Genomic DNA, 17,795 nt, shown 5'->3' on the forward strand with positions numbered 1-17,795 from the left:
GCTGAAAAGCGCTGCGGGTCCCAAGCTGTGGTCGACTCAGCGGCCACAGCTTGGGTAAGCGCTGTTTAGCGCTTGGAGTACTGCTGTGCCTTACGGGCCTTCTTGAGACCGGCCTTCTTGCGCTCGATGACGCGGGCGTCACGACGCAGGTAACCGGCCTTCTTGAGGGTGGCGCGGTTGTTCTCGGTGTCGATCTCGTTCAGTGAACGGGCGATGCCGAGGCGCAGGGCACCGGCCTGGCCGGAAATGCCGCCACCGTGGATGCGGGCAATGACGTCGTAGGCGCCGTCAAGATCGAGGATCTTGAAGGGCTCGTTGACGTCCTGCTGGTGCAGTTTGTTCGGGAAGTAGTTGGCCAGTTCGCGGCCGTTAATGGTCCACTTGCCGGTACCCGGCACAATGCGGACACGTGCAACGGCTTCCTTGCGACGGCCAACTGCTGCGCCGGCGACCGTGAGGGCCGGGCGTTCCTTCTTGGGCGCTTCTGCTTCCGCAGCACCGCTTTCCGAGGTGTAGCTGGTCAGGTTTTCCTCAGCCACAACGGCCTCGGTGGTCAGTTCTTCGTTCTGAGCCACGATTCTCCTTGATTAAAAGTTTGTTGGTGGCCAGGACTACTGGGCGACCTGGGTGATTTCGTACGTCTTGGGCTGCTGTGCGGCATGGGGGTGCTCGGCACCCTTGTACACCTTCAGCTTGCCCAGCTGCTGTGCAGCGAGGGAGTTCTTCGGGAGCATGCCCTTGATGGCCTTCTCCACGGCGCGGACCGGGTTGGATTCCAGCAGCTCCGCGTAGGTGACGGAGGTCAGGCCGCCCGGGTAGCCGGAGTGGCGGTATGCGCGCTTCTGCTCGAGCTTGGCGCCGGTGAGGGCGACCTTTTCAGCGTTGATGATGATGACGAAGTCGCCCATGTCCATGTGGGACGCAAAGGTGGCCTTGTGCTTGCCGCGCAGCAGGATTGCGGTCTGGCTGGCAAGACGACCAAGGACAACGTCGGTGGCGTCAATGACGTGCCACTGGCGGTTGATATCGCCGGGCTTCGGGGTGTACGTACGCACGGTGTTTGCCTCGTTCTTGTTCTGGCGTTCTTGTTTTAGGCGTCACTCGGGGGTGCACCTACTATCTATGCGCTACCGGAACAGAGGTGAGGGCTCTATGTAACCAGTCATCCCATGGTCTCGAATGTGCACGTTGGATAGTCATCCTGCAACCGGATTTCCAAGCGGGCACGCATCATCGAGAAGGACACGCACAACGACTACCAAGAATAGCCGATGACGTGTCGCTGGGTCAAAATGGGGTGTCCCCGTGCAGGGGGACGGTCCGGACGGGTACCTTCGGACCGTTTTCAGTCAAGGAGTTAATTTGTCGCCCTTAGGTATAGCAGCCGGCGCCGGGCCACTGCTTGCCCTGGCCGCGGGGTTGGCCGGCATCCTCGCCAGCAGACTTAGTGAGCGGATGATCGCCCGCTTGATCCCGCGCCTTGGGCCCTTACCGTCCAGAGGGACCAGAACGGCGACGGCGGCATTGTCGGGCCTCCTTTGTGCTGCTCTGGCGCTGCGGTTCGGCATGGACTGGGAGTTGCCGGCCTTCCTCGTGTTGGGCGTGCTCGCCGTTCAGTTGGCCCGCATTGACCTGGCCCTTCATCTCCTGCCGAACCCCCTGGTGGGTGCTCTGCTCTTTACCGGCTTGGGGCTCCTGGCGGTCAGCAGCGCCGGCTCCGCGGAATGGTCCCCTTTTCTCCGGGCAGCGGCCGGCGCCGCGATTCTCTTCGTCGTCTTCCTGCTCCTGGCCGTCATGTCACCGAACGGTATCGGCATGGGCGACGTGAAGCTCGCCGCTCCGGTGGGCTTGTACCTTGGGCACCTGGGCTGGGGCCAGCTCTTTTACGGCGGTGCCCTTGGGTTCGTGGTTGGCGGTATTTTTACCCTGATAATTGCCCAACGGGCCAAACCGGACAGACCTGCTGAAGTGGCTTTCGGCCCCGCGATGCTGGCGGCCGCCCTGGCTCTTGCCCTATTCGCGCCGTAGGGGCTGCCAAGGCCCTGCAACAACCCACTGCCAGTGCACCGCAGGCGCAGGAAACGGGCGGAAGGCAAGCCTTGGCGCAGGTTGTGCGCAGGCCGGGGCTAAAGCGCCGCAGCGAGCTCTACTGTGGCTTCAGAGCTGGCGCTGGGCCAGCCGATTTATTCTCCAGGGGTCCCAATGTTCGCTCGTCTGGCAGCAAGCCTGCACACACTCGGTTTCACTCTCCAGTCCCGCCTCCGCAACGACGAAAAGGGCGCCACCGCCGTCGAATACGGCCTCATGGTCGCGTTGATCGCCGTGGTGCTCGTTGTCGGCGTGGGCGCCTTCGGCGGCCAGTTGAACACCTTCTTCACCAACCTAAAGACCTCGCTAAAGTTCTAGTCGGATCTGACTAGCCAGCCGACCCTCACGGGAAAGTGCCGCGGGAGCCTTAGGCGACCGCGCCGCACCCGCAGCTCAAGAAAAGAAGCAATGGAACGATCAAAGTCCGAACGCGGCGCGGCCGCGGTCGAGTTTGCCTTGGTCGTTCCATTGCTTCTTTTGCTTCTTCTGGGGGTCATCGAGTTTGGCCGGGTCTTTAACGCCCAGCTTCAACTCAGCGCCGCCGCCCGGGAGTCGGTCCGCGTCATGGCCATCCAGAAAGACCCCGGTACCGCCATTGGCGCGGCAATTGCCGGGGCCCCGAACCTCAACCCCCTCCTCACTGCCGGAAACGTGCTGGTCACGCCAACCTCCTGCGGGTCCACCACGGATGTGACGGTCACCATCACCTACTCGGTGCAGCTGCTGTCGGGCCTCTTCGGTGCCACCGTTCCGCTCACCGGCCGGGCGGTCATGCGATGCGGCGGCTGAATACCGGCGAGGACGGTGCCGTGGCGGTCATTACTGCCTTGTTGATGGTGGTGCTGCTTGGCATCACCGCGATCGTGGTTGACGTTGGCATGATCTACGCCGAACGCTTCGAGTTGCAGAACGGGGCCGACGCCGCCGCGCTGGCCATCGCCCAGGACTGCGCCGTGGGCAACTGCGCCAACGCCGGCGCCACTGCCACGCGGTTGGCGGGTAAGAACTCCCACGACGGCGTTTCCGCGGCCACGGCAATCATCGCCGGAAATTCCGTCACAGTCCGGGCCAGCACCGCCACCCCGGACGGGGGCACCGCCATCCAACACTGGTTCGCCCCAATCCTGGGCATCAATTCCACCACCGTGGAAGCCGTCGCAAAAGCGTCCTGGGGCAGCCCGTCGAAGGCGTCGGTCTTTCCCTTCACGGCCCCCCGCTGCATGTTCAACTCGGCTCCCACAGATGTTGAGCTGTGGATCACCAGCACATCCACCTGCACCGGAGCAGGCGGAAAAACCCTGCCCGGAGCCTTCGGCTGGCTGGATGAAGACGAGAAAAAGAGTTGCAGGGCATCCGTTGACGTGGACCAGATCATCGGCGGGGAACCCGGCAAGAGCGGCCCGCAAAACTGCGATATCGATGGCAAGGTCATCTTGTTGCCGGTGTACGAAAGCGCATCGGGTCAGGGCAACAACGTCTCCTACGTCATCGACGGTTTTGCCGCCTTTAAAGTCTCTGCACACAGCTGGCCAAGCGAGCAGAGATCGGAGCCGGGTTGCGTCCACTGCACCGGCATCAAAGGAACCTTCATCACGCTGGTCTCCCTCGCGGATCTCCAGTCGTTCGGCGTTGAAGAGCTCGGCGGAGAGTCACTCAACGCCTTTTTCGTCGCACTAAGCCTTTAGGAGCAATCACCGTGAAGAGCCGAGTCCTGGCGTTGGTAGCCGCCGCCGTGCTGGCCATCGCTGGAAGCTTCTTGCTGATCGCCTACACGAACGGGGCAGAGCAGCGTGCCTTGGCGGGCGTCCAAACCGTCGACGTGCTGATCGTCAGCGCGGCAGTGCCCGCCGGCACTCCGGCCGACGTCGTGCTGCAAAGCGCCACCACGCAGGAAGTGCCGGCGAAAGCCCGGCCCGCGGACGCCGTTACTGATCCGGCTGCCCTCGGCGGACTGGTCACCACTGTTGATTTAGTCCCCGGCGAGCAGCTCCTGAGCACCCGGTTCCGGGACCCGGCAACAACGCAGGAGCCAGGGAGCATCACCGTTCCGGCCGGGATGCAGGAAGTATCGATTCTCCTGGAGCCGCAGCGCTCGGTCGGTGGGCTGCTGCAGGCCGGCGACACGGTAGGGGTGTTTATTTCCCTGGCAGCCCCGCCGGAAACCACCCACCTCACGCTGCACAAGGTCCTTGTCACGGCCGTGCAGGGAGCTGCCGCGGCGGCTACGAAAGACCCGGCCACCGGAGCCGGCACAGGCGCCGCATCCAAGTCAGTGATGGTCACCCTTGCCCTGACCGCCGCCAACGCCGAGAAACTGGTCTACGGGCAGGAATTCGGGACCATCTGGCTTTCCGACGAACCCGCAACCGCTGGGGAAGACGGCACGCGCGAGCTGACCCGTGAAGGGGTCTACAAGTGAGCCGGTATGTCGTAGTGACAGATGACGCTGCCCTGCCCGGCCGGCTCCGGCGTGCCGCCACCGGCCCGCTGGACGGCGTGGTCCACCAGTGGCAAGGTGCCAGATTGCCGGTCTGGCCGGCCGATATTCGCAACGAGCTGGCGGAACCCGGGGACCTCGACGTCGTGGTTTTGGGCCCGGGGATGCCGCTGGACCTGGCGTTGGCGCTGACAACAAAATTTGAAACCGAATCCCCGGACGTGGCGGTGCTGCTGGCAGCGCCGGCGGACCCCGGCGTCGTGCTCTCCGCGTTGCGTGCCGGAGCCCGCGACCTGCTGGAGCCGGACGCCGACGCACCCGCCATCACCGCCCTGCTTCACCGCGCTGTGGGCAGCGCCGGCCGCCGCCGAAGCGCACCGTCGGACCAAACCGCTACAGGGGGAAGGGCGGGACGGGTCATCGCCGTGGTCTCCCCCAAGGGTGGCGTCGGGAAAACGACAGTCGCGAGCAATCTGGCAATAGGCCTCGCCAAATCGGCGCCCCACGGCACCGTGTTGGTGGACCTGGACCTGCAGTTTGGCGATGTGGGCAGCGCGCTGGCAATCACGCCCGAGCATTCGGTGTACGACGCCGTACACGGGCCCGCGCGACGGGACACCATGGTGCTGAAAACGTTTCTGAGCGCCCATCCCAGCGGCCTTTACGCCCTTTGCTCGCCGGACTCCCCCGCCGCAGCAGCGGAATTGACCGGAGATGATGTCACCCATCTGCTGGAACAGCTGGCCAGCCAGTACCGCTACGTGGTGGTGGACACCGCACCGGGCCTCTCGGACCACACCCTTGCGGCCCTGGACAAGGCAACAGACTTCGTTTTTGTCAGCGGGCCGGATGTTCCGGGCGTCCGCGGGATGCGCAAGGAATTGGACGTACTCGCCGAGCTGGGGATGCACCCGCTCAAACGGCATATGGTGCTCAACAGCGCGGACTTCAAGGCAGGCATAACACTGCGCGATGTCGAATCAGCCCTCGGAACCAGCATCGATGTGGTGATACCGCACTCCCGTGCCGTTGCCCTCTCCACCAACCAGGGCTCTCCGCTGCTCTACGGGGCTGCCCGGGGACCGGCAACCAAGGCTTTTCAAAAACTACTCGCCCGCTTCGTTGCCCCGGTCGCCTCGCCGCGGCGGTACGGGCCACGCCACCGGATAGGTGCCTGATGAACCTCGCCGAACGACTGCAGGCTGCCCGCGGTGCGGCCGAGCCTGCCACCGCCGCGCCAGTCCGGCAGGCTCCTGCGACGCCGGCCAGCAGCGCCCCGGACGCCCGCTCCACCCGGGCGCCCGGGAAGCAGCAAGCGTCAGCCCCCCAGGCTGCCGGTAGTGCCCGCAAACCCGCCGTGGCGGAAGCGCCCCCGGCGCGGGACGCCCTGGCCAAGTTGAAGGACCGCGCCGGCTCCATCTTGTTCGAACGGCTGGGTACCCGGCTGATTGATACCTCCCTCACGGAGGACCAGCTCCATGCCCTGGTGCAGCAGGAACTGATCGAAGTGGTCGAGGCCGAGGAAGTGCCGCTGACCAAGGATGAGAGGCAACGGCTGATTAAGGGCGTGAGCGATGACGTCCTCGGCTACGGGCCGCTCCAGCGGCTGCTCGACGACGAGAGTATCACCGAGATTATGGTCAACGGCCCGGACATGATCTATGTCGAGCAGCACGGTAAGCTCGCCCGCAGCAGGGTCCGCTTCGCCTCCGAACCACACCTCCGCAAAGTCATCGAACGGATCGTGGCACGCGTGGGCCGCAGAATCGATGAGTCCTCACCGCTGGTCGATGCACGCTTGGCCGATGGATCCAGGGTCAACGCCGTCATACCGCCCCTGGCCGTCAACGGATCGTCACTGACAATCCGTAAATTTGCCACCGACCCCTTCCAGGTCCACGATCTCATCGGTTTCGGCACGCTCTCCCCGGAAATGGCGGAGTTGCTTAACGCCTGCGTCAAAGCCCGGCTCAACATCATCGTCTCAGGCGGCACGGGAACGGGTAAGACAACCCTGCTCAACGTGTTGTCCTCTTTCATCCCCGAGGGCGAACGCATCGTCACTATTGAAGATGCCGTGGAACTGCAGCTGCAGCAGGACCACGTGGTACGGCTCGAGAGCAGGCCCAGCAACATCGAAGGCAAAGGTGAGATCACCATCCGCGATCTGGTCCGCAATTCCCTCCGCATGCGGCCCGACCGGATCGTCGTCGGTGAAGTTCGCGGCGGCGAGACCCTGGACATGCTCCAAGCCATGAACACCGGCCACGACGGTTCACTTTCCACCGTGCACTCAAACTCCCCCCGTGACGCCATCGCACGCCTCGAAACCCTCGTCCTGATGGCCGGGATGGACCTTCCCTTGCGGGCAGTCCGGGAACAGATTGCCTCCGCCGTGGATGTCATCGTGCAACTGACCAGACTTCGGGACGGCACGCGCCGCGTCACCCACGTTACCGAGGTGCAAGGCATGGAAGGAGAAGTTGTGACCCTCCAGGACGCATTTGTGTTCGATTACAGCGCGGGACTGGATCTGCAGGGCCGCTTCCTGGGCAAGCCCATGCCCACCGGGGTCCGGCCCAAATTCACAGACCGGTTCAAGGACCTCGGTATCGAACTTTCGCCCGAGGTCTTCAACCCTGTTCCCGCAGCGGCCCGGGCACGATGAAGAGGGCATCCCCATGGCACTGATCCTGGGATTCCTGTTGTGTTACACCGCGCTGGGCATCATCGTCCTGTTCGTCGTAGCTCCGCGCAGGCCCGAAACCCTGCTGAACCGGCGGACGGCAGCCGCCGCCGGCCACAACACGCTGGGCGGGGGCATCGGTGCTCGGGCCACCGCCGCCGCCGAATCCCTGCTGAAGCGGCGCAACTACACCGCCGCGATGGCGGGAGCACTGGAACAAGCCGGCCTCGGCATCAGGGCGCCCGAGTTTGTCGTCCTCGCACTGGCGGCGGCGGCCGCGATCGGAGCAGGCGTCCTGGCCACGGTCGGACCGTTTCCGGCGCTGTTGTTCCTGCTTCTCTCACCCCTTGGCGCGCGCTTCCTCTTGCGGTTCCTCGCTTCGCGGCGGCGTGCCCAGTTCTCCGACCAGCTCGATGAGACCCTGCAGCTTTTGGCTGGAGGCCTTCGTGCCGGACACAGCCTGCTGCGGGCCATTGATGCGGTGGCAGGGGAAGCTGAGGCCCCGACCACGGAAGAGTTTTCCCGGATCATCAACGAAACAAGGCTTGGGCGTGATCTGGGTGAGGCGCTGGACGATGCCGCCTCGCGGATGCGGTCGGAAGATTTTTCCTGGGTGGCGCAGGCCATCGCCATCCACCGCGAGGTGGGCGGCAACCTCGCGGACGTTCTGGACCAGGTTGGCCAAACCATCCGGGAGCGGAGCCAGATCCGGGGTCAGGTGAAGGCGCTCAGCGCCGAAGGAAAAATTTCGGCGCTCGTGCTCATGCTGCTTCCTTTAGTGATAACCGTCGCGTTGATGCTCATGAGCCCGGGCTACATGGACCCGATGGTACGGACGCCCTTAGGGCTGATGATGATCGGTGTGGCCGCCCTCCTCTTCACCGCCGGCGGATTTTGGCTGCGTAAAGTCGTCCAATTCAAGTTCTAGGTTAGGCCCGAAAGGAGGAACGTTTGCATGTCAGCTATTCCCATCACAGCTATTGGCTTACTCCTGGCCGCTTTTGTCCTGGCGTTCTGGGCCGTCCTTCGAACCCGCGTTCCCGGGAAGGACTCCATCCGGGAGAACCTGTCCCGCGGCCTCATTGCCACGAAAAAGCCTGCCAAAACCAAGGGCTCCCTGTTGGAAGCCTATGCCGGCCGCTTCACACCGAGGCGTTTAGTGGCCAACCTGGACCGGCAACTGGCCCTGGCGGGCCGCCCTGCCGCCTGGCCACTCAAACGACTGATGGCAGCGAAGGTTGCCGGGGCCATCATTGCCATCGTCCTCGGACTCCTGCTGATCAAGAGTGATCCAAGCGCCAAGACAATGTGGCTCTCGTTTGCGGTGTCCGTCCTCGGCTATTTCATTCCCGACCTCCTGATTTACAGCAGGGGGGTCGAGCGCCAGGCAGCTATTGGACTGGAGCTGCCCGACACCCTTGACCAAATGACCATCGCGGTGGAAGCCGGCCTTGGTTTCGACGCAGCGATGTCCCGGACCGGTCAAAACGGAAAAGGACCGCTGGCCGCCGAGCTCGTCCGGACCCTTCAGGACATGCAGATCGGAATGTCGCGCCGCGAAGCCTACCTGGCCCTTGCCGACCGGACCGGCGCCCAGGATCTGCGTCGCTTCGTCAACGCCATCCTGCAGGCGGACCGGTACGGAATCTCCATTTCAGCCGTCCTCCGGACCCAGGCCAGCGAAATGCGGAGGAAGCGAAGGCAGCGGGCCGAGGAGCAGGCCATGAAAATTCCGGTTAAGGTCCTTTTTCCACTGATGCTGTGCATCCTGCCGGTCCTCTTCATTGCCTTGCTCGGCCCAGCGGCTATCAACGTCGTGGATACGTTGAGCGGGCAGTGAAGGCGGATCAAAACGGCGCCGGGGCTGCACCGTGTCCTGGTGGCTCTCCGGCCCGCCTGCGCGCTTCCCACGGAACTACCCCCTGGGCGTCCTTCCTCCGGTCGTCCTTGCCCTTCACCTGCACTCCGGGTTTTCCCAAGGTCCGAAAGTAGCCTTGAACTATGTCCATTCCGGCGTCGCGCGAGGGCGACTGCAGCACCAACGGCGTCTGCCTTTCCGCAGCCCCGGACTCCCGGCCCGGCGAACGGGTGACTCCGGGGGCCGGACTGCCGCTGCTGGACTTGCAGGTGCTCCGGCACCTGGAAGTCGAGATGGGCGATCCAGCCGTGGCCCGGTCCTTCGCGCAGGACTACCTCCGGATCTGGGAGAAGCGGATCCAATTACTTATCCGGTCCGTTGCAAACAAAGACCCCTATGCGGCCATGGACGCAGTCCTCAGCCTGAAGAACTCCGCCCTCATGGTGGGAGCCTCCAGGCTGTCCGCCCTGGCCTTGGAACTTGAAGAGATCATCCCGACGAAAGACTTCTCCTCAGCGCCAGCAAGGGTGGCCGTCATCGCCGAGGTCGGCCAGGCCACGAATCAAGCCCTGCAGCGGTGTTATCTAGCGCAGAAGAACTAACTTCCGGCGTGGTGTTGGATTACTCCGCGCGCTTCGGCGCACGCCGGTACCCTAATCCGCGGACAGTAATCAGCCAACGGGGGTCTTGCGGATCTTCGCCGAGCTTGCGGCGAAGATTTCCGATATGCACTTCGACAGCCCGTTCATCGGCGCCGCTGATGTAGGTGTCGTCCCGGAAGTGCTCGCCCCGCACCACACGTACCAGGTCGGAGCGGGTTCGAACCGCGCCGGTCCCCCGCAGCAACTCGTGCAGAAGGTCGAATTCGCTGCGCGTGAGCACCAAGTCCTTGCCGCGCGAAACCACTGTCCGGCTGGCTGTGTTCAGGGAGAGCCCGTTGTGGCGCAGCACCTCGCCGTATCCGGCCTGCCCGGCGTCGTCACCATCGGCATCAGGGTGGTGCACAGCGCCCATGGCTGATGCGACCGCCCCACCCGAGGCATCCCTGCCCGGGCCGATCCCGGTTCCGGCGCCGGCCGCCACCGCGGCCTGCCGGGGGCGGCGCATCATGGCTGTGATACGGGCCCGGAGCTCCCGGGGGCGGAAGGGTTTCACCAAGTAGTCATCTGCTCCGCCCTGCAAGGCAGAAATCGTGTCCAGCTCCTCATCCCGGCCGGAAATCATGACCACATAGGCGTCGCTGAACTGCCTGATCCGACGCAGCACTTCGAAGCCATCGATATCGGGGAGCCCGACATCCAGAGTAATGACGCTGGCCTGGCGATGTTTGGCCAACGCCACGCCGTCGCTGCCGGTCGCCGCTGAGTGCACCTCGAAGCCCGACTGCCGGAGGACAGCGTCGAGGAGGCCACGCACGTCGTCATCATCTTCAATTACTACGGCTATACCAAGATCACTCACTACTGTCCCTGTCCCTCTATCCGACAATGTTTCCCTACAGCCCGGCGCCAGTGCAGAAACACTTCCAGACAACCCACGCTACAACGTCGGCGGGCTGGACCCTTTCAATTCGCCGGATCAGTTTATGAGCCGCCACCCGCCGCGTCACTTGTCCCATTGCTGCTGCCGCCCCGTGCATAATGGTCTTCATGCCACGGTCAATGCACTTGCGGTCAAGGAAACCAACAGCGCCGGCCAGATAGGGACACAATATTGCGTGAGCAGTTACTGGTCAGCCACACGGACCGTTTCTTTCGACGACTAAGGCCCCGGCTTCAGGTCGCCCTGTGCCAGCTGCCGTTGACGGTCCTGCTGGCCGGGCTGGCCGCGGCGGCGCCCGCGGTCTGGCCCACCCTCCTGGACAGTTGGATCTTCCTTGCCTCCATTGTCCTCATGGCAGGACTCTTCGTGGCGTGTTTCCTGGTTCCGTGGGAGAGGCTGCCGGCCAATGCATACCTTGCTATTCCGATTGTTGATTTCCTCGTCATCGGGCTCGCCCGCAACGGCGCTCTTCCAGCAGTCGCCGGCCTCGGTATTCTGGCCATATTTCCCGTTCTTTGGCTTTCGATCTCCGCCGGTTTTGCCCGTACCACCGTTTTACTCAGCTTCGTTTGCACCCTGTTGATCACGCTGCCGTCAGCAGTGCAAGAGTTTCCCAACATTTCACCCGCCGACATGACAACTGCAATTCTGCTGCCTTTGATGATGCTCGCGGTTTCTTTGGCGATCCGGTTCGCCAGTGCCAACGTCCGGGTCCAACGCCAAAGGCTGGAACAAAAAGATAAGGAAATGCGTGAACTGCTGGTGGACAGCAGGAGGCGTGAACGGCTCCTGAAGACAGTTCTGGACACGATCGACGTCGGGATTGTTGCTCTCGACGCCGACGGCCGGACCACGCTGGTCAACGACCAGCAGGAAGTCTTCCACCGAGCCGCCAGCCCCGATGCCCCGGGCGCCCCGGCCGAGGAGTCCCGGCAGCTCATCTTCAGCCAGGATCGTGTGACGCCCCTTCCCGAGGACAAACGGCCGATTCACCGGGCCTTGGCGGGCGAGACGTTCGCGGACTATCTCGTCTGGATCGGCGAGGCCGCGGAACAGCGGGCCATCTCGACGGCGGCACGGATCATTCGGAACGAGGACGGCGGCTTTAGCGGGGCAGTCATCGTCTACAGCGATGTGACTGGTCTCGTGGAAGCCCTGGCGGCCCGGGAAGACCTCATCTCAAACGTCTCGCACGAATTCCGGAGTCCCCTGATGTCGGTCCTGGGAAACGTGGACCTGGTGCTCGGCGAGGTGGACGGCCACTCTCCCGTTGCCGTCCGGAGACTCGAAGTGGTCCAGCGCAACGCCGAGAGGCTGCTGTCCCTCGTCTCCGACTTGCTCGTGTCCGCGTCCGCGGTCCTGTCCGTCCATCCACGACGGACGGACCTCGCCGGGCTGGTCGAGACCACCCTGGGATCGGCCCAGGCGCAAGCCGACGCCACCAGCGTTTCGCTTTCCATGGATGTGCCGGAGCCGCTGTGGGTCCACGTGGATCCGCTGCGGATCAGCCAGGTCCTGGACAACCTCATCTCCAACGCCATCAAGTACTCACCGGGCGGCGGCACCGTACTTGTCACTGCCGGAGTCCGGGACGGCCAGGTGCTGCTGGAAGTGAAGGACAACGGCATGGGCATGACGGCGGCCGACGCGGACAAGGTTTTTACCCGCTTTTATCGGAGTCCCGCCGTCCGGGAGGGATCCATTCCCGGCGTCGGGCTGGGTCTTTCGATTACCAGGGCAATCATTGAGCGCCACGGCGGCACCATATCCTGCACTACCCTCCCCGGGTACGGCAGTACTTTTTCAGTCGCGCTCCCGGCGGATGCTGAGCAGCACTCTCTCGAGCAGGACCTTACTGGCGCAGCGCCCGGGTTAACTCGGCCCTAGCCAGCAGCCCGCTCGCTGAGGGGTAGGAGACTTCCTCCAGGACCAAGGGATGCGGAGCCGCCAGCACGGACTTGGCGTCCCGCTGGCGGGCCTGCAGCCGCTCATGCAGCCACCCGGGCTCCTCGACGCCGGCGCCGACGAACAGCGCGGACCCTACCAGCGAGCGGACCATGTTGTGGCAGAACGCATCCGCCTGGACGGTGGCCACCAGCACCCCGTCGGCGCCGCGGGAAAACTCGAAGCGCTGCAACTCCCGAATGGTGGTTGCCCCTTCCCGGGGCTTGCAGTACGACCGGAAATCCTGCAGTCCCAGCAGCTGGGAGGCCCCGTCATTCATCAGCCCCACGTCGAGCTCTTCCCGGTGCCACAGCGTGGAGGTCCTGCCCAGCGGGTCCCACAGGGCAGGGCCGTCGGCAATCCGGTAGCTGTACCGGCGCCAGAGCGCGGAAAAGCGGGCATCGAAACCCTCGGGAGCGGCCGTAACCTTGTGGACTTCGATAGCGCCGGTGAGATCGCCGAGGCCACGGCTGAGGGAACCCCGGATCCGGCGGAGAAGCGCGACGGCGGGGTCCAGTTCCGCGCCGCGGTTCAGGCCAATCCATTCCGCCTCGGTGAGGTCGACGTGGACAACCTGACCGCGGGCGTGCACGCCGGCATCGGTACGCCCGGCGACCGTGACCCTGACGGGCCGGCGGATGAGCATCGCGATGGCATCTTCGAGGGTCCCCTGGACGGTGCGCCGTCCAGGCTGCACGGCCCACCCGCTGAAGGGTCCGCCGTCATACGCAAGATCCAGCCGGATACGCAGAAACCCGTTGCCCCCTCTCAAGGGGGCAACGGGTTTCTGGTGGCTCATAGACTTAAGTCTATGCGAAGGAATCAGTGAATTACTTCGCGTCCTTTTCGGACTTGGTGGCTGCAGTCTCGACGACGTCAGCTTCCGGTGCTTCTTCTGTGGCTGCTGCTTCGGTCTCAACGACGTCAGCTTCCGGGGCCTCTTCGGTCTCGGCAGCTTCGGTCTCAACAACCGGGGCGGCTTCAGCCTTGTCGGCGTCCTTCTTGGCAGCGTCGCGCTGAGCAGCGGAGGTAGCCTCGGCTACCACTGCCTGCTTCGCGGAAACCGGCTCGAGAACCAGTTCGATGACAGCCATGGGAGCGTTATCGCCCTTGCGGTTGCCGATCTTGGTGATGCGGGTGTAGCCACCGTTGCGGTTCTCCACTGCCTGGGCAATGTCGGTGAACAGCTCGTGGACGATGCCCTTGTCGCTGATCAAGCCGAGTACTCGGCGGCGGGAAGCCAGGTCGCCACGCTTGGCGAAGGTCACCAGGCGCTCGGCGTACGGCTTCAGTCGCTTGGCCTTGGTCACCGTAGTGGTGATCCGCTTGTGCTCGAACAGTGCGGCGGACAGGTTCGCGAGCATAAGACGCTCGTGAGCCGCTCCGCCTCCGAGGCGCGGACCCTTAGCGGGGGTAGGCATAATAGTTTCTCCTCATATGGAAGCCGTTGGGCTGCGCACACCATGGTGCATCCAGCCGGCAGGCCAAGATCTGTTTGTTAGAGCTCGTCGTCGCTGAAAGCGGCGTCGTCCTCTTCAATTGCTGCGGCGCGTGCTGCGAGGTCAAAACCGGGAGGCGAGTCCTTGAGGGACAGGCCCAGTTCAACCAGCTTTGCCTTGACCTCATCGATGGACTTCGCACCGAAGTTACGGATGTCCATGAGGTCGGCCTCGGAGCGGGCCACAAGTTCACCCACGGTGTGGATGCCCTCACGCTTGAGGCAGTTGTAGGAACGGACGGTGAGGTCCAGATCCTCGATCGGCAGAGCCATGTCCGCTGCCAGGGCAGCGTCCGTCGGCGACGGGCCAATCTCGATACCTTCAGCTGCGGTGTTCAGCTCGCGGGCAAGACCGAACAGTTCCACCAGGGTGGTACCTGCGGAAGCCACAGCATCGCGCGGGGCGATGGCCTGCTTGGTCTCGACGTCGACAATGAGCTTGTCGAAGTCAGTGCGCTGCTCAACACGGGTAGCTTCCACGCGGAAAGTAACCTTCAGGACCGGCGAGTAGATCGAGTCGACCGGAATGCGGCCGATCTCGGAGTCACCGGACTTGTTCTGAGCTGCCGAAACGTAGCCGCGGCCGCGCTCGATGGTCAGTTCGAGTTCGAACTTGCCCTTCGAGTTCAGCGTGGCAATGTGCAGATCCGGGTTGTGGAATTCGACGCCGGCCGGCGGAGCGATGTCCGCGGCGGTGACGACTCCCGGGCCCTGCTTGCGCAGGTAGGCAACAACCGGCTCATCGTGCTCGGAGGAGACCGACAGGTTCTTGATGTTCAGGATGATCTCAGTGACATCTTCCTTGACACCCGGGACCGTGGTGAACTCGTGCAGCACGCCATCGATCCGGATGCTCGTGACAGAGGCACCGGGGATGGAGGAGAGCAGGGTACGGCGGAGGGAGTTTCCGAGGGTGTATCCGAAGCCGGGCTCCAACGGTTCAATGATGAAACGGGAGCGGTTGTCGGAGACGACCTCTTCGGAGAGGGTGGGGCGCTGTGCAATGAGCACTTAGGTTTCCTTTCGGCGAGCATCCGCTATATGACGCAACACAGGTGGTGGAAAGATCGGTCTGAGGACTTAACGCCGCCGGGCTTGCCCGGACCATCGGAGGTCCGGGCAAGCACCGGTGCGTTGGAAAGCCTTAGACGCGGCGGCGCTTCGGCGGACGGCAACCGTTGTGGGCGCTGGGGGTTACATCCTGGATGGATCCAACCTCAAGGCCAGCGGCCTGCAGTGAACGGATAGCCGTTTCGCGACCCGAACCCGGGCCCTTCACGAATACGTCAACCTTGCGCATGCCGTGCTCCTGCGCACGCTTTGCGGCGGCTTCGGCGGCCATCTGGGCTGCGAACGGGGTGGACTTACGTGAGCCCTTGAAGCCAACCTCACCGGATGAAGCCCAGGAGATGACAGCACCGTTCGGATCCGTGATGGAAACGATGGTGTTGTTAAAGGTGCTCTTGATGTGCGCCTGGCCCAGCGCGATATTCTTCTTGTCCTTCTTACGCGGCTTGCGAACCGCGCCACGAGTCTTCGGGGGCATTATTTCTCCTACAGAAAGTTATCGGGGGAAAGATCCGCTGTTCCCTCATTTGCCGGATCCCCTGAAACCGCGCCAGCGATTTTAGGGGGCAAATGGGATTTAGCGGGTCTTCTTCTTGCCTGCGACGGTGCGCTTCGGGCCCTTGCGGGTGCGTGCGTTCGTCTTCGTACGCTGACCGCGTACTGGCAGGCCCTTACGGTGGCGAATACCTTCGTAGCTGCCGATTTCAACCTTGCGGCGGATATCTGCTGCTACTTCGCGGCGAAGGTCACCCTCAACCTTGTAGTTGCCTTCAATGTAATCACGCAGCTGGACGAGCTCGGCGTCGGACAGGTCCTTGACCCGAACGTCCGCACTGATGCCCGTGGCAGCCAGGGTTTCGTGTGCACGGGTCTTGCCCACGCCGTAGATGTAAGTAAGCGCAATTTCCAACCGCTTTTCGCGGGGAATGTCTACGCCAGCGAGACGAGCCATAGAGGCAGTGCTCCTTGAATAAACCGGAGGTCGTAGGCAGTACACCCGCACGATCCGTGCGGCCCCAGCCTCCGACCGGGGGTTAGCTGTCCGGACTCGTTATAACTCAGTGTCCCAGATCAGCTTGTGCTGCCTTTTATTTACTTGCGTGGGTTAGCAACCCAGGATTTCCCGAAGGGGAAATTAGCCCTGGCGCTGCTTGTGGCGCGGGTTCTCGCAGATCACCATGACCCGGCCATTACGGCGGATCACTTTGCACTTTTCGCAGATCTGCTTGACGCTCGGCTTGACCTTCATGGCGTTCCTTTGCGTGTTGCAGTGGTCAGCTGGACCGGCCTTCGGCTATTGCCTCGGCCGCCCAGTGTTTACTTGTAGCGGTAGACGATACGACCACGTGTCAGGTCGTACGGGCTCAGCTCCACCACTACCCGGTCCTCAGGGAGAATCCTGATGTAGTGCTGGCGCATCTTTCCTGAGATGTGTGCCAGAACGATGTGCTTGTTGGTGAGCTCAACGCGAAACATCGCGTTAGGCAGCGCCTCAGTCACAACGCCCTCGATCTCAATGACCCCGTCCTTCTTGGCCATACCCTCCGCTAACTGTCGTTTGCCGCAGCCCTTCGGCTTGCACCGGAGATCACCGCGGACGTTTTTGATTGATTGGCTGATGCCTCCCGGCCACAAAAGGGCACAACAGGGCAGACAACCAACAGACAACATTACGGCATCCGGGCCTGAATGTTAAATCCAGCAATCGTAGCGCACTCAGGGCCGGTACGCACCAAAACGGCCAGCCGGCGTGCTCACAGCCTGGGCACAGGCGATGCCGTCCAGGATTGCCAGGCTCACGGCGTCGGCTGCCGCGCTCTGCAGCGTGATCAATCCCGACTGCCGCGCCGACTCGCTGCTGCGGTCCAGCGCGATTGCGCCCGTAGCGAGGCAGAAGACAGTGTCACCGTCGGCCAGGGTATGGCTGGGGTTCAACGCCCGGGCCAGGCCCGCGTGGGCTGCCGAGGCGGTGCGCTTGCACTCGGCTTTGTCAAGGATCGCGTTGGTGGCAACCACCACCAGTGTCGTGTTCAGCGGCAGGGGCGGCTGATCCGAAGCGCCGGCGCTGCCGTCCCCGACCTTGCCCCCAGCAGTAGGTAGCCCGAGTGAGTTAACTACCGCGAGGGCGCCGACCACCACGCCATTGTCCAAAGTGAGGGAGGCGGTTCCAACCCCGCCTTTGAACTGGCCCCGGCCAATTGCTGCGCCGGTGCCGGCGCCGGCGTTGCCGCGTTCGACGTCGTGGCCGTTCTCGCGGGCAGCGGCGTCCACAGCGGCCGTGTAACCCATGGCGTCGTCCGGGCGGGCAGTGAAGTCTCCGCCGCGGCCGAGGTCAAAGATCGCTGCCGCGGGCACGATGGGGACCACACCGCCCGGAACCGGAAAGCCCCTGCCGTTCTCCTCGCACCAGCGCTGGGTACCGTGGGCCGCGGCGAGACCGAAAGCGCTTCCCCCGGCAAGCACGACCGCGTCGACCGTGCGGGTCAGTGTCGTCGGGTCGAGGGCGTCGGTCTCATGGGTTCCGGGGCCGCCGCCCCGGACATCAACCGAACCCACCGTCCCACCCGGCGGCAGCACCACAGTTACCCCGCTGAGCCAGCCTGCGCCCGTCCTGCCGGCATGGCCCACCCGGATACCCGGCACATCCGTGATCGAAGTCATGAATCCATTCTCC

Annotated in this window: 22 protein-coding genes; 11 read left to right on the top strand and 11 right to left on the bottom strand. The window is 63.7% G+C overall.

What is annotated here, in order from left to right:
* Window positions 1-65: 65 nt before the first annotated feature.
* Window positions 66-575, bottom strand: a complete 510-nt coding sequence (gene rpsI / locus VUN84_13695; GenBank protein ID XAS63342.1) for a 30S ribosomal protein S9 — start codon at window positions 573-575, stop codon at window positions 66-68.
* Window positions 576-611: 36 nt separating this feature from the next.
* The gene (rplM, locus tag VUN84_13700) at window positions 612-1,055 is read right to left on the bottom strand and encodes a 50S ribosomal protein L13 (GenBank protein XAS63343.1); all 444 of its coding nucleotides are present in this window, start codon (window positions 1,053-1,055) and stop codon (window positions 612-614) included.
* Between the two features lie 511 nt (window positions 1,056-1,566).
* Here rplM and VUN84_13705 point away from each other — a divergent pair.
* The 10 genes from VUN84_13705 to VUN84_13750 all read left to right on the top strand — a co-directional run bounded on the left by VUN84_13705 (window position 1,567) and on the right by VUN84_13750 (window position 9,671).
* Window positions 1,567-2,028: an A24 family peptidase gene (locus tag VUN84_13705; GenBank protein XAS63344.1), complete on the top strand. Its 462-nt coding sequence runs from the start codon at window positions 1,567-1,569 to the stop codon at window positions 2,026-2,028.
* Window positions 2,029-2,202: 174 nt separating this feature from the next.
* Entirely contained in the window at window positions 2,203-2,406 is a 204-nt protein-coding gene (locus VUN84_13710; protein ID XAS63345.1) for a Flp family type IVb pilin, read from the top strand.
* Between the two features lie 90 nt (window positions 2,407-2,496).
* Window positions 2,497-2,877: a TadE family protein gene (locus VUN84_13715; protein ID XAS63346.1), complete on the top strand. Its 381-nt coding sequence runs from the start codon at window positions 2,497-2,499 to the stop codon at window positions 2,875-2,877.
* Window positions 2,878-2,897: 20 nt separating this feature from the next.
* Entirely contained in the window at window positions 2,898-3,773 is an 876-nt protein-coding gene (locus VUN84_13720) for a pilus assembly protein TadG-related protein (GenBank protein ID XAS63347.1), read from the top strand.
* A gap of 11 nt (window positions 3,774-3,784) precedes the next feature.
* Complete coding sequence (locus VUN84_13725; protein ID XAS63348.1) at window positions 3,785-4,507, top strand: RcpC/CpaB family pilus assembly protein; 723 nt, start codon at window positions 3,785-3,787, stop codon at window positions 4,505-4,507.
* Window positions 4,504-5,703, top strand: a complete 1,200-nt coding sequence (locus VUN84_13730) for an AAA family ATPase (GenBank protein XAS63349.1) — start codon at window positions 4,504-4,506, stop codon at window positions 5,701-5,703. The genes VUN84_13725 and VUN84_13730 overlap by 4 nt, the downstream gene beginning before the upstream one ends.
* The gene (locus tag VUN84_13735) at window positions 5,703-7,193 is read left to right on the top strand and encodes an ATPase, T2SS/T4P/T4SS family (protein ID XAS63350.1); all 1,491 of its coding nucleotides are present in this window, start codon (window positions 5,703-5,705) and stop codon (window positions 7,191-7,193) included. Before VUN84_13730 ends, VUN84_13735 begins: the two co-directional genes overlap by 1 nt.
* 13 nt (window positions 7,194-7,206) lie before the next feature.
* Complete coding sequence (locus VUN84_13740) at window positions 7,207-8,139, top strand: type II secretion system F family protein (GenBank protein ID XAS63351.1); 933 nt, start codon at window positions 7,207-7,209, stop codon at window positions 8,137-8,139.
* A 27-nt stretch (window positions 8,140-8,166) separates the two neighbouring features.
* Window positions 8,167-9,051, top strand: a complete 885-nt coding sequence (locus VUN84_13745; protein XAS63352.1) for a type II secretion system F family protein — start codon at window positions 8,167-8,169, stop codon at window positions 9,049-9,051.
* 161 nt (window positions 9,052-9,212) lie between these two features.
* Entirely contained in the window at window positions 9,213-9,671 is a 459-nt protein-coding gene (locus VUN84_13750; protein ID XAS63353.1) for an Hpt domain-containing protein, read from the top strand.
* A 19-nt stretch (window positions 9,672-9,690) separates the two neighbouring features.
* Here VUN84_13750 and VUN84_13755 read toward each other — a convergent pair whose 3' ends face one another.
* On the bottom strand, window positions 9,691-10,530 hold the full coding sequence (locus VUN84_13755) for a response regulator transcription factor (protein ID XAS63354.1): 840 nt from the start codon (window positions 10,528-10,530) through the stop codon (window positions 9,691-9,693).
* Window positions 10,531-10,782: 252 nt separating this feature from the next.
* Here VUN84_13755 and VUN84_13760 point away from each other — a divergent pair, with 252 nt between their 5' ends.
* Window positions 10,783-12,498, top strand: coding sequence for an ATP-binding protein (locus VUN84_13760; protein XAS63355.1), 1,716 nt, complete (start codon window positions 10,783-10,785; stop codon window positions 12,496-12,498).
* On the opposite strand, the gene VUN84_13765 is transcribed toward VUN84_13760, so the two are convergent.
* The 8 genes from VUN84_13765 to VUN84_13800 form a co-directional block, all read right to left on the bottom strand.
* A complete protein-coding gene (locus tag VUN84_13765; GenBank protein XAS63356.1) occupies window positions 12,464-13,354 on the bottom strand; it encodes a tRNA pseudouridine synthase A in 891 nt (296 codons plus the stop codon). The genes VUN84_13760 and VUN84_13765 overlap by 35 nt on opposite strands.
* A gap of 31 nt (window positions 13,355-13,385) precedes the next feature.
* A complete protein-coding gene (gene rplQ, locus VUN84_13770) occupies window positions 13,386-13,976 on the bottom strand; it encodes a 50S ribosomal protein L17 (protein XAS63357.1) in 591 nt (196 codons plus the stop codon).
* Window positions 13,977-14,053: 77 nt separating this feature from the next.
* A complete protein-coding gene (locus VUN84_13775; protein XAS63358.1) occupies window positions 14,054-15,064 on the bottom strand; it encodes a DNA-directed RNA polymerase subunit alpha in 1,011 nt (336 codons plus the stop codon).
* Window positions 15,065-15,197: 133 nt separating this feature from the next.
* Window positions 15,198-15,599, bottom strand: a complete 402-nt coding sequence (gene rpsK, locus VUN84_13780; protein ID XAS63359.1) for a 30S ribosomal protein S11 — start codon at window positions 15,597-15,599, stop codon at window positions 15,198-15,200.
* A 99-nt stretch (window positions 15,600-15,698) separates the two neighbouring features.
* Window positions 15,699-16,073 carry a 30S ribosomal protein S13 gene (gene rpsM, locus VUN84_13785; GenBank protein XAS63360.1) on the bottom strand — a complete coding sequence of 125 codons (375 nt, stop codon included), beginning with the start codon at window positions 16,071-16,073 and terminating at the stop codon, window positions 15,699-15,701.
* A gap of 183 nt (window positions 16,074-16,256) precedes the next feature.
* A complete protein-coding gene (gene rpmJ / locus VUN84_13790) occupies window positions 16,257-16,370 on the bottom strand; it encodes a 50S ribosomal protein L36 (GenBank protein ID XAS63361.1) in 114 nt (37 codons plus the stop codon).
* Between the two features lie 68 nt (window positions 16,371-16,438).
* Window positions 16,439-16,660, bottom strand: coding sequence for a translation initiation factor IF-1 (gene infA, locus VUN84_13795; protein ID XAS63362.1), 222 nt, complete (start codon window positions 16,658-16,660; stop codon window positions 16,439-16,441).
* 177 nt (window positions 16,661-16,837) lie between these two features.
* A complete protein-coding gene (locus tag VUN84_13800) occupies window positions 16,838-17,782 on the bottom strand; it encodes a P1 family peptidase (protein XAS63363.1) in 945 nt (314 codons plus the stop codon).
* Window positions 17,783-17,795 lie beyond the last annotated feature (13 nt).

It is taken from the genome of Micrococcaceae bacterium Sec5.8 (assembly GCA_039636775.1).
Lineage (GTDB): Bacteria > Actinomycetota > Actinomycetes > Actinomycetales > Micrococcaceae > Arthrobacter.

What these genes read in the sequence shown, in the direction of transcription:
- VUN84_13710 (XAS63345.1), top strand. Translation starts at nt 2,203, where the DNA reads ATGTTCGCTCGTCTGGCAGCAAGCCTGCACACACTCGGTTTCACTCTC.
- VUN84_13750 (XAS63353.1), top strand. Translation starts at nt 9,213, where the DNA reads ATGTCCATTCCGGCGTCGCGCGAGGGCGACTGCAGCACCAACGGCGTC.
- VUN84_13735 (XAS63350.1), top strand. Translation starts at nt 5,703, where the DNA reads ATGAACCTCGCCGAACGACTGCAGGCTGCCCGCGGTGCGGCCGAGCCT.
- rpmJ (XAS63361.1), bottom strand. Translation starts at nt 16,370, where the DNA reads ATGAAGGTCAAGCCGAGCGTCAAGCAGATCTGCGAAAAGTGCAAAGTG.
- rpsK (XAS63359.1), bottom strand. Translation starts at nt 15,599, where the DNA reads ATGCCCCCGAAGACTCGTGGCGCGGTTCGCAAGCCGCGTAAGAAGGAC.
- rpsM (XAS63360.1), bottom strand. Translation starts at nt 16,073, where the DNA reads ATGGCTCGTCTCGCTGGCGTAGACATTCCCCGCGAAAAGCGGTTGGAA.
- rplQ (XAS63357.1), bottom strand. Translation starts at nt 13,976, where the DNA reads ATGCCTACCCCCGCTAAGGGTCCGCGCCTCGGAGGCGGAGCGGCTCAC.
- infA (XAS63362.1), bottom strand. Translation starts at nt 16,660, where the DNA reads ATGGCCAAGAAGGACGGGGTCATTGAGATCGAGGGCGTTGTGACTGAG.
- VUN84_13740 (XAS63351.1), top strand. Translation starts at nt 7,207, where the DNA reads ATGGCACTGATCCTGGGATTCCTGTTGTGTTACACCGCGCTGGGCATC.
- VUN84_13715 (XAS63346.1), top strand. Translation starts at nt 2,497, where the DNA reads ATGGAACGATCAAAGTCCGAACGCGGCGCGGCCGCGGTCGAGTTTGCC.
- VUN84_13705 (XAS63344.1), top strand. Translation starts at nt 1,567, where the DNA reads ATGGACTGGGAGTTGCCGGCCTTCCTCGTGTTGGGCGTGCTCGCCGTT.
- VUN84_13800 (XAS63363.1), bottom strand. Translation starts at nt 17,782, where the DNA reads ATGACTTCGATCACGGATGTGCCGGGTATCCGGGTGGGCCATGCCGGC.
- VUN84_13745 (XAS63352.1), top strand. Translation starts at nt 8,167, where the DNA reads ATGTCAGCTATTCCCATCACAGCTATTGGCTTACTCCTGGCCGCTTTT.
- VUN84_13765 (XAS63356.1), bottom strand. Translation starts at nt 13,354, where the DNA reads ATGAGCCACCAGAAACCCGTTGCCCCCTTGAGAGGGGGCAACGGGTTT.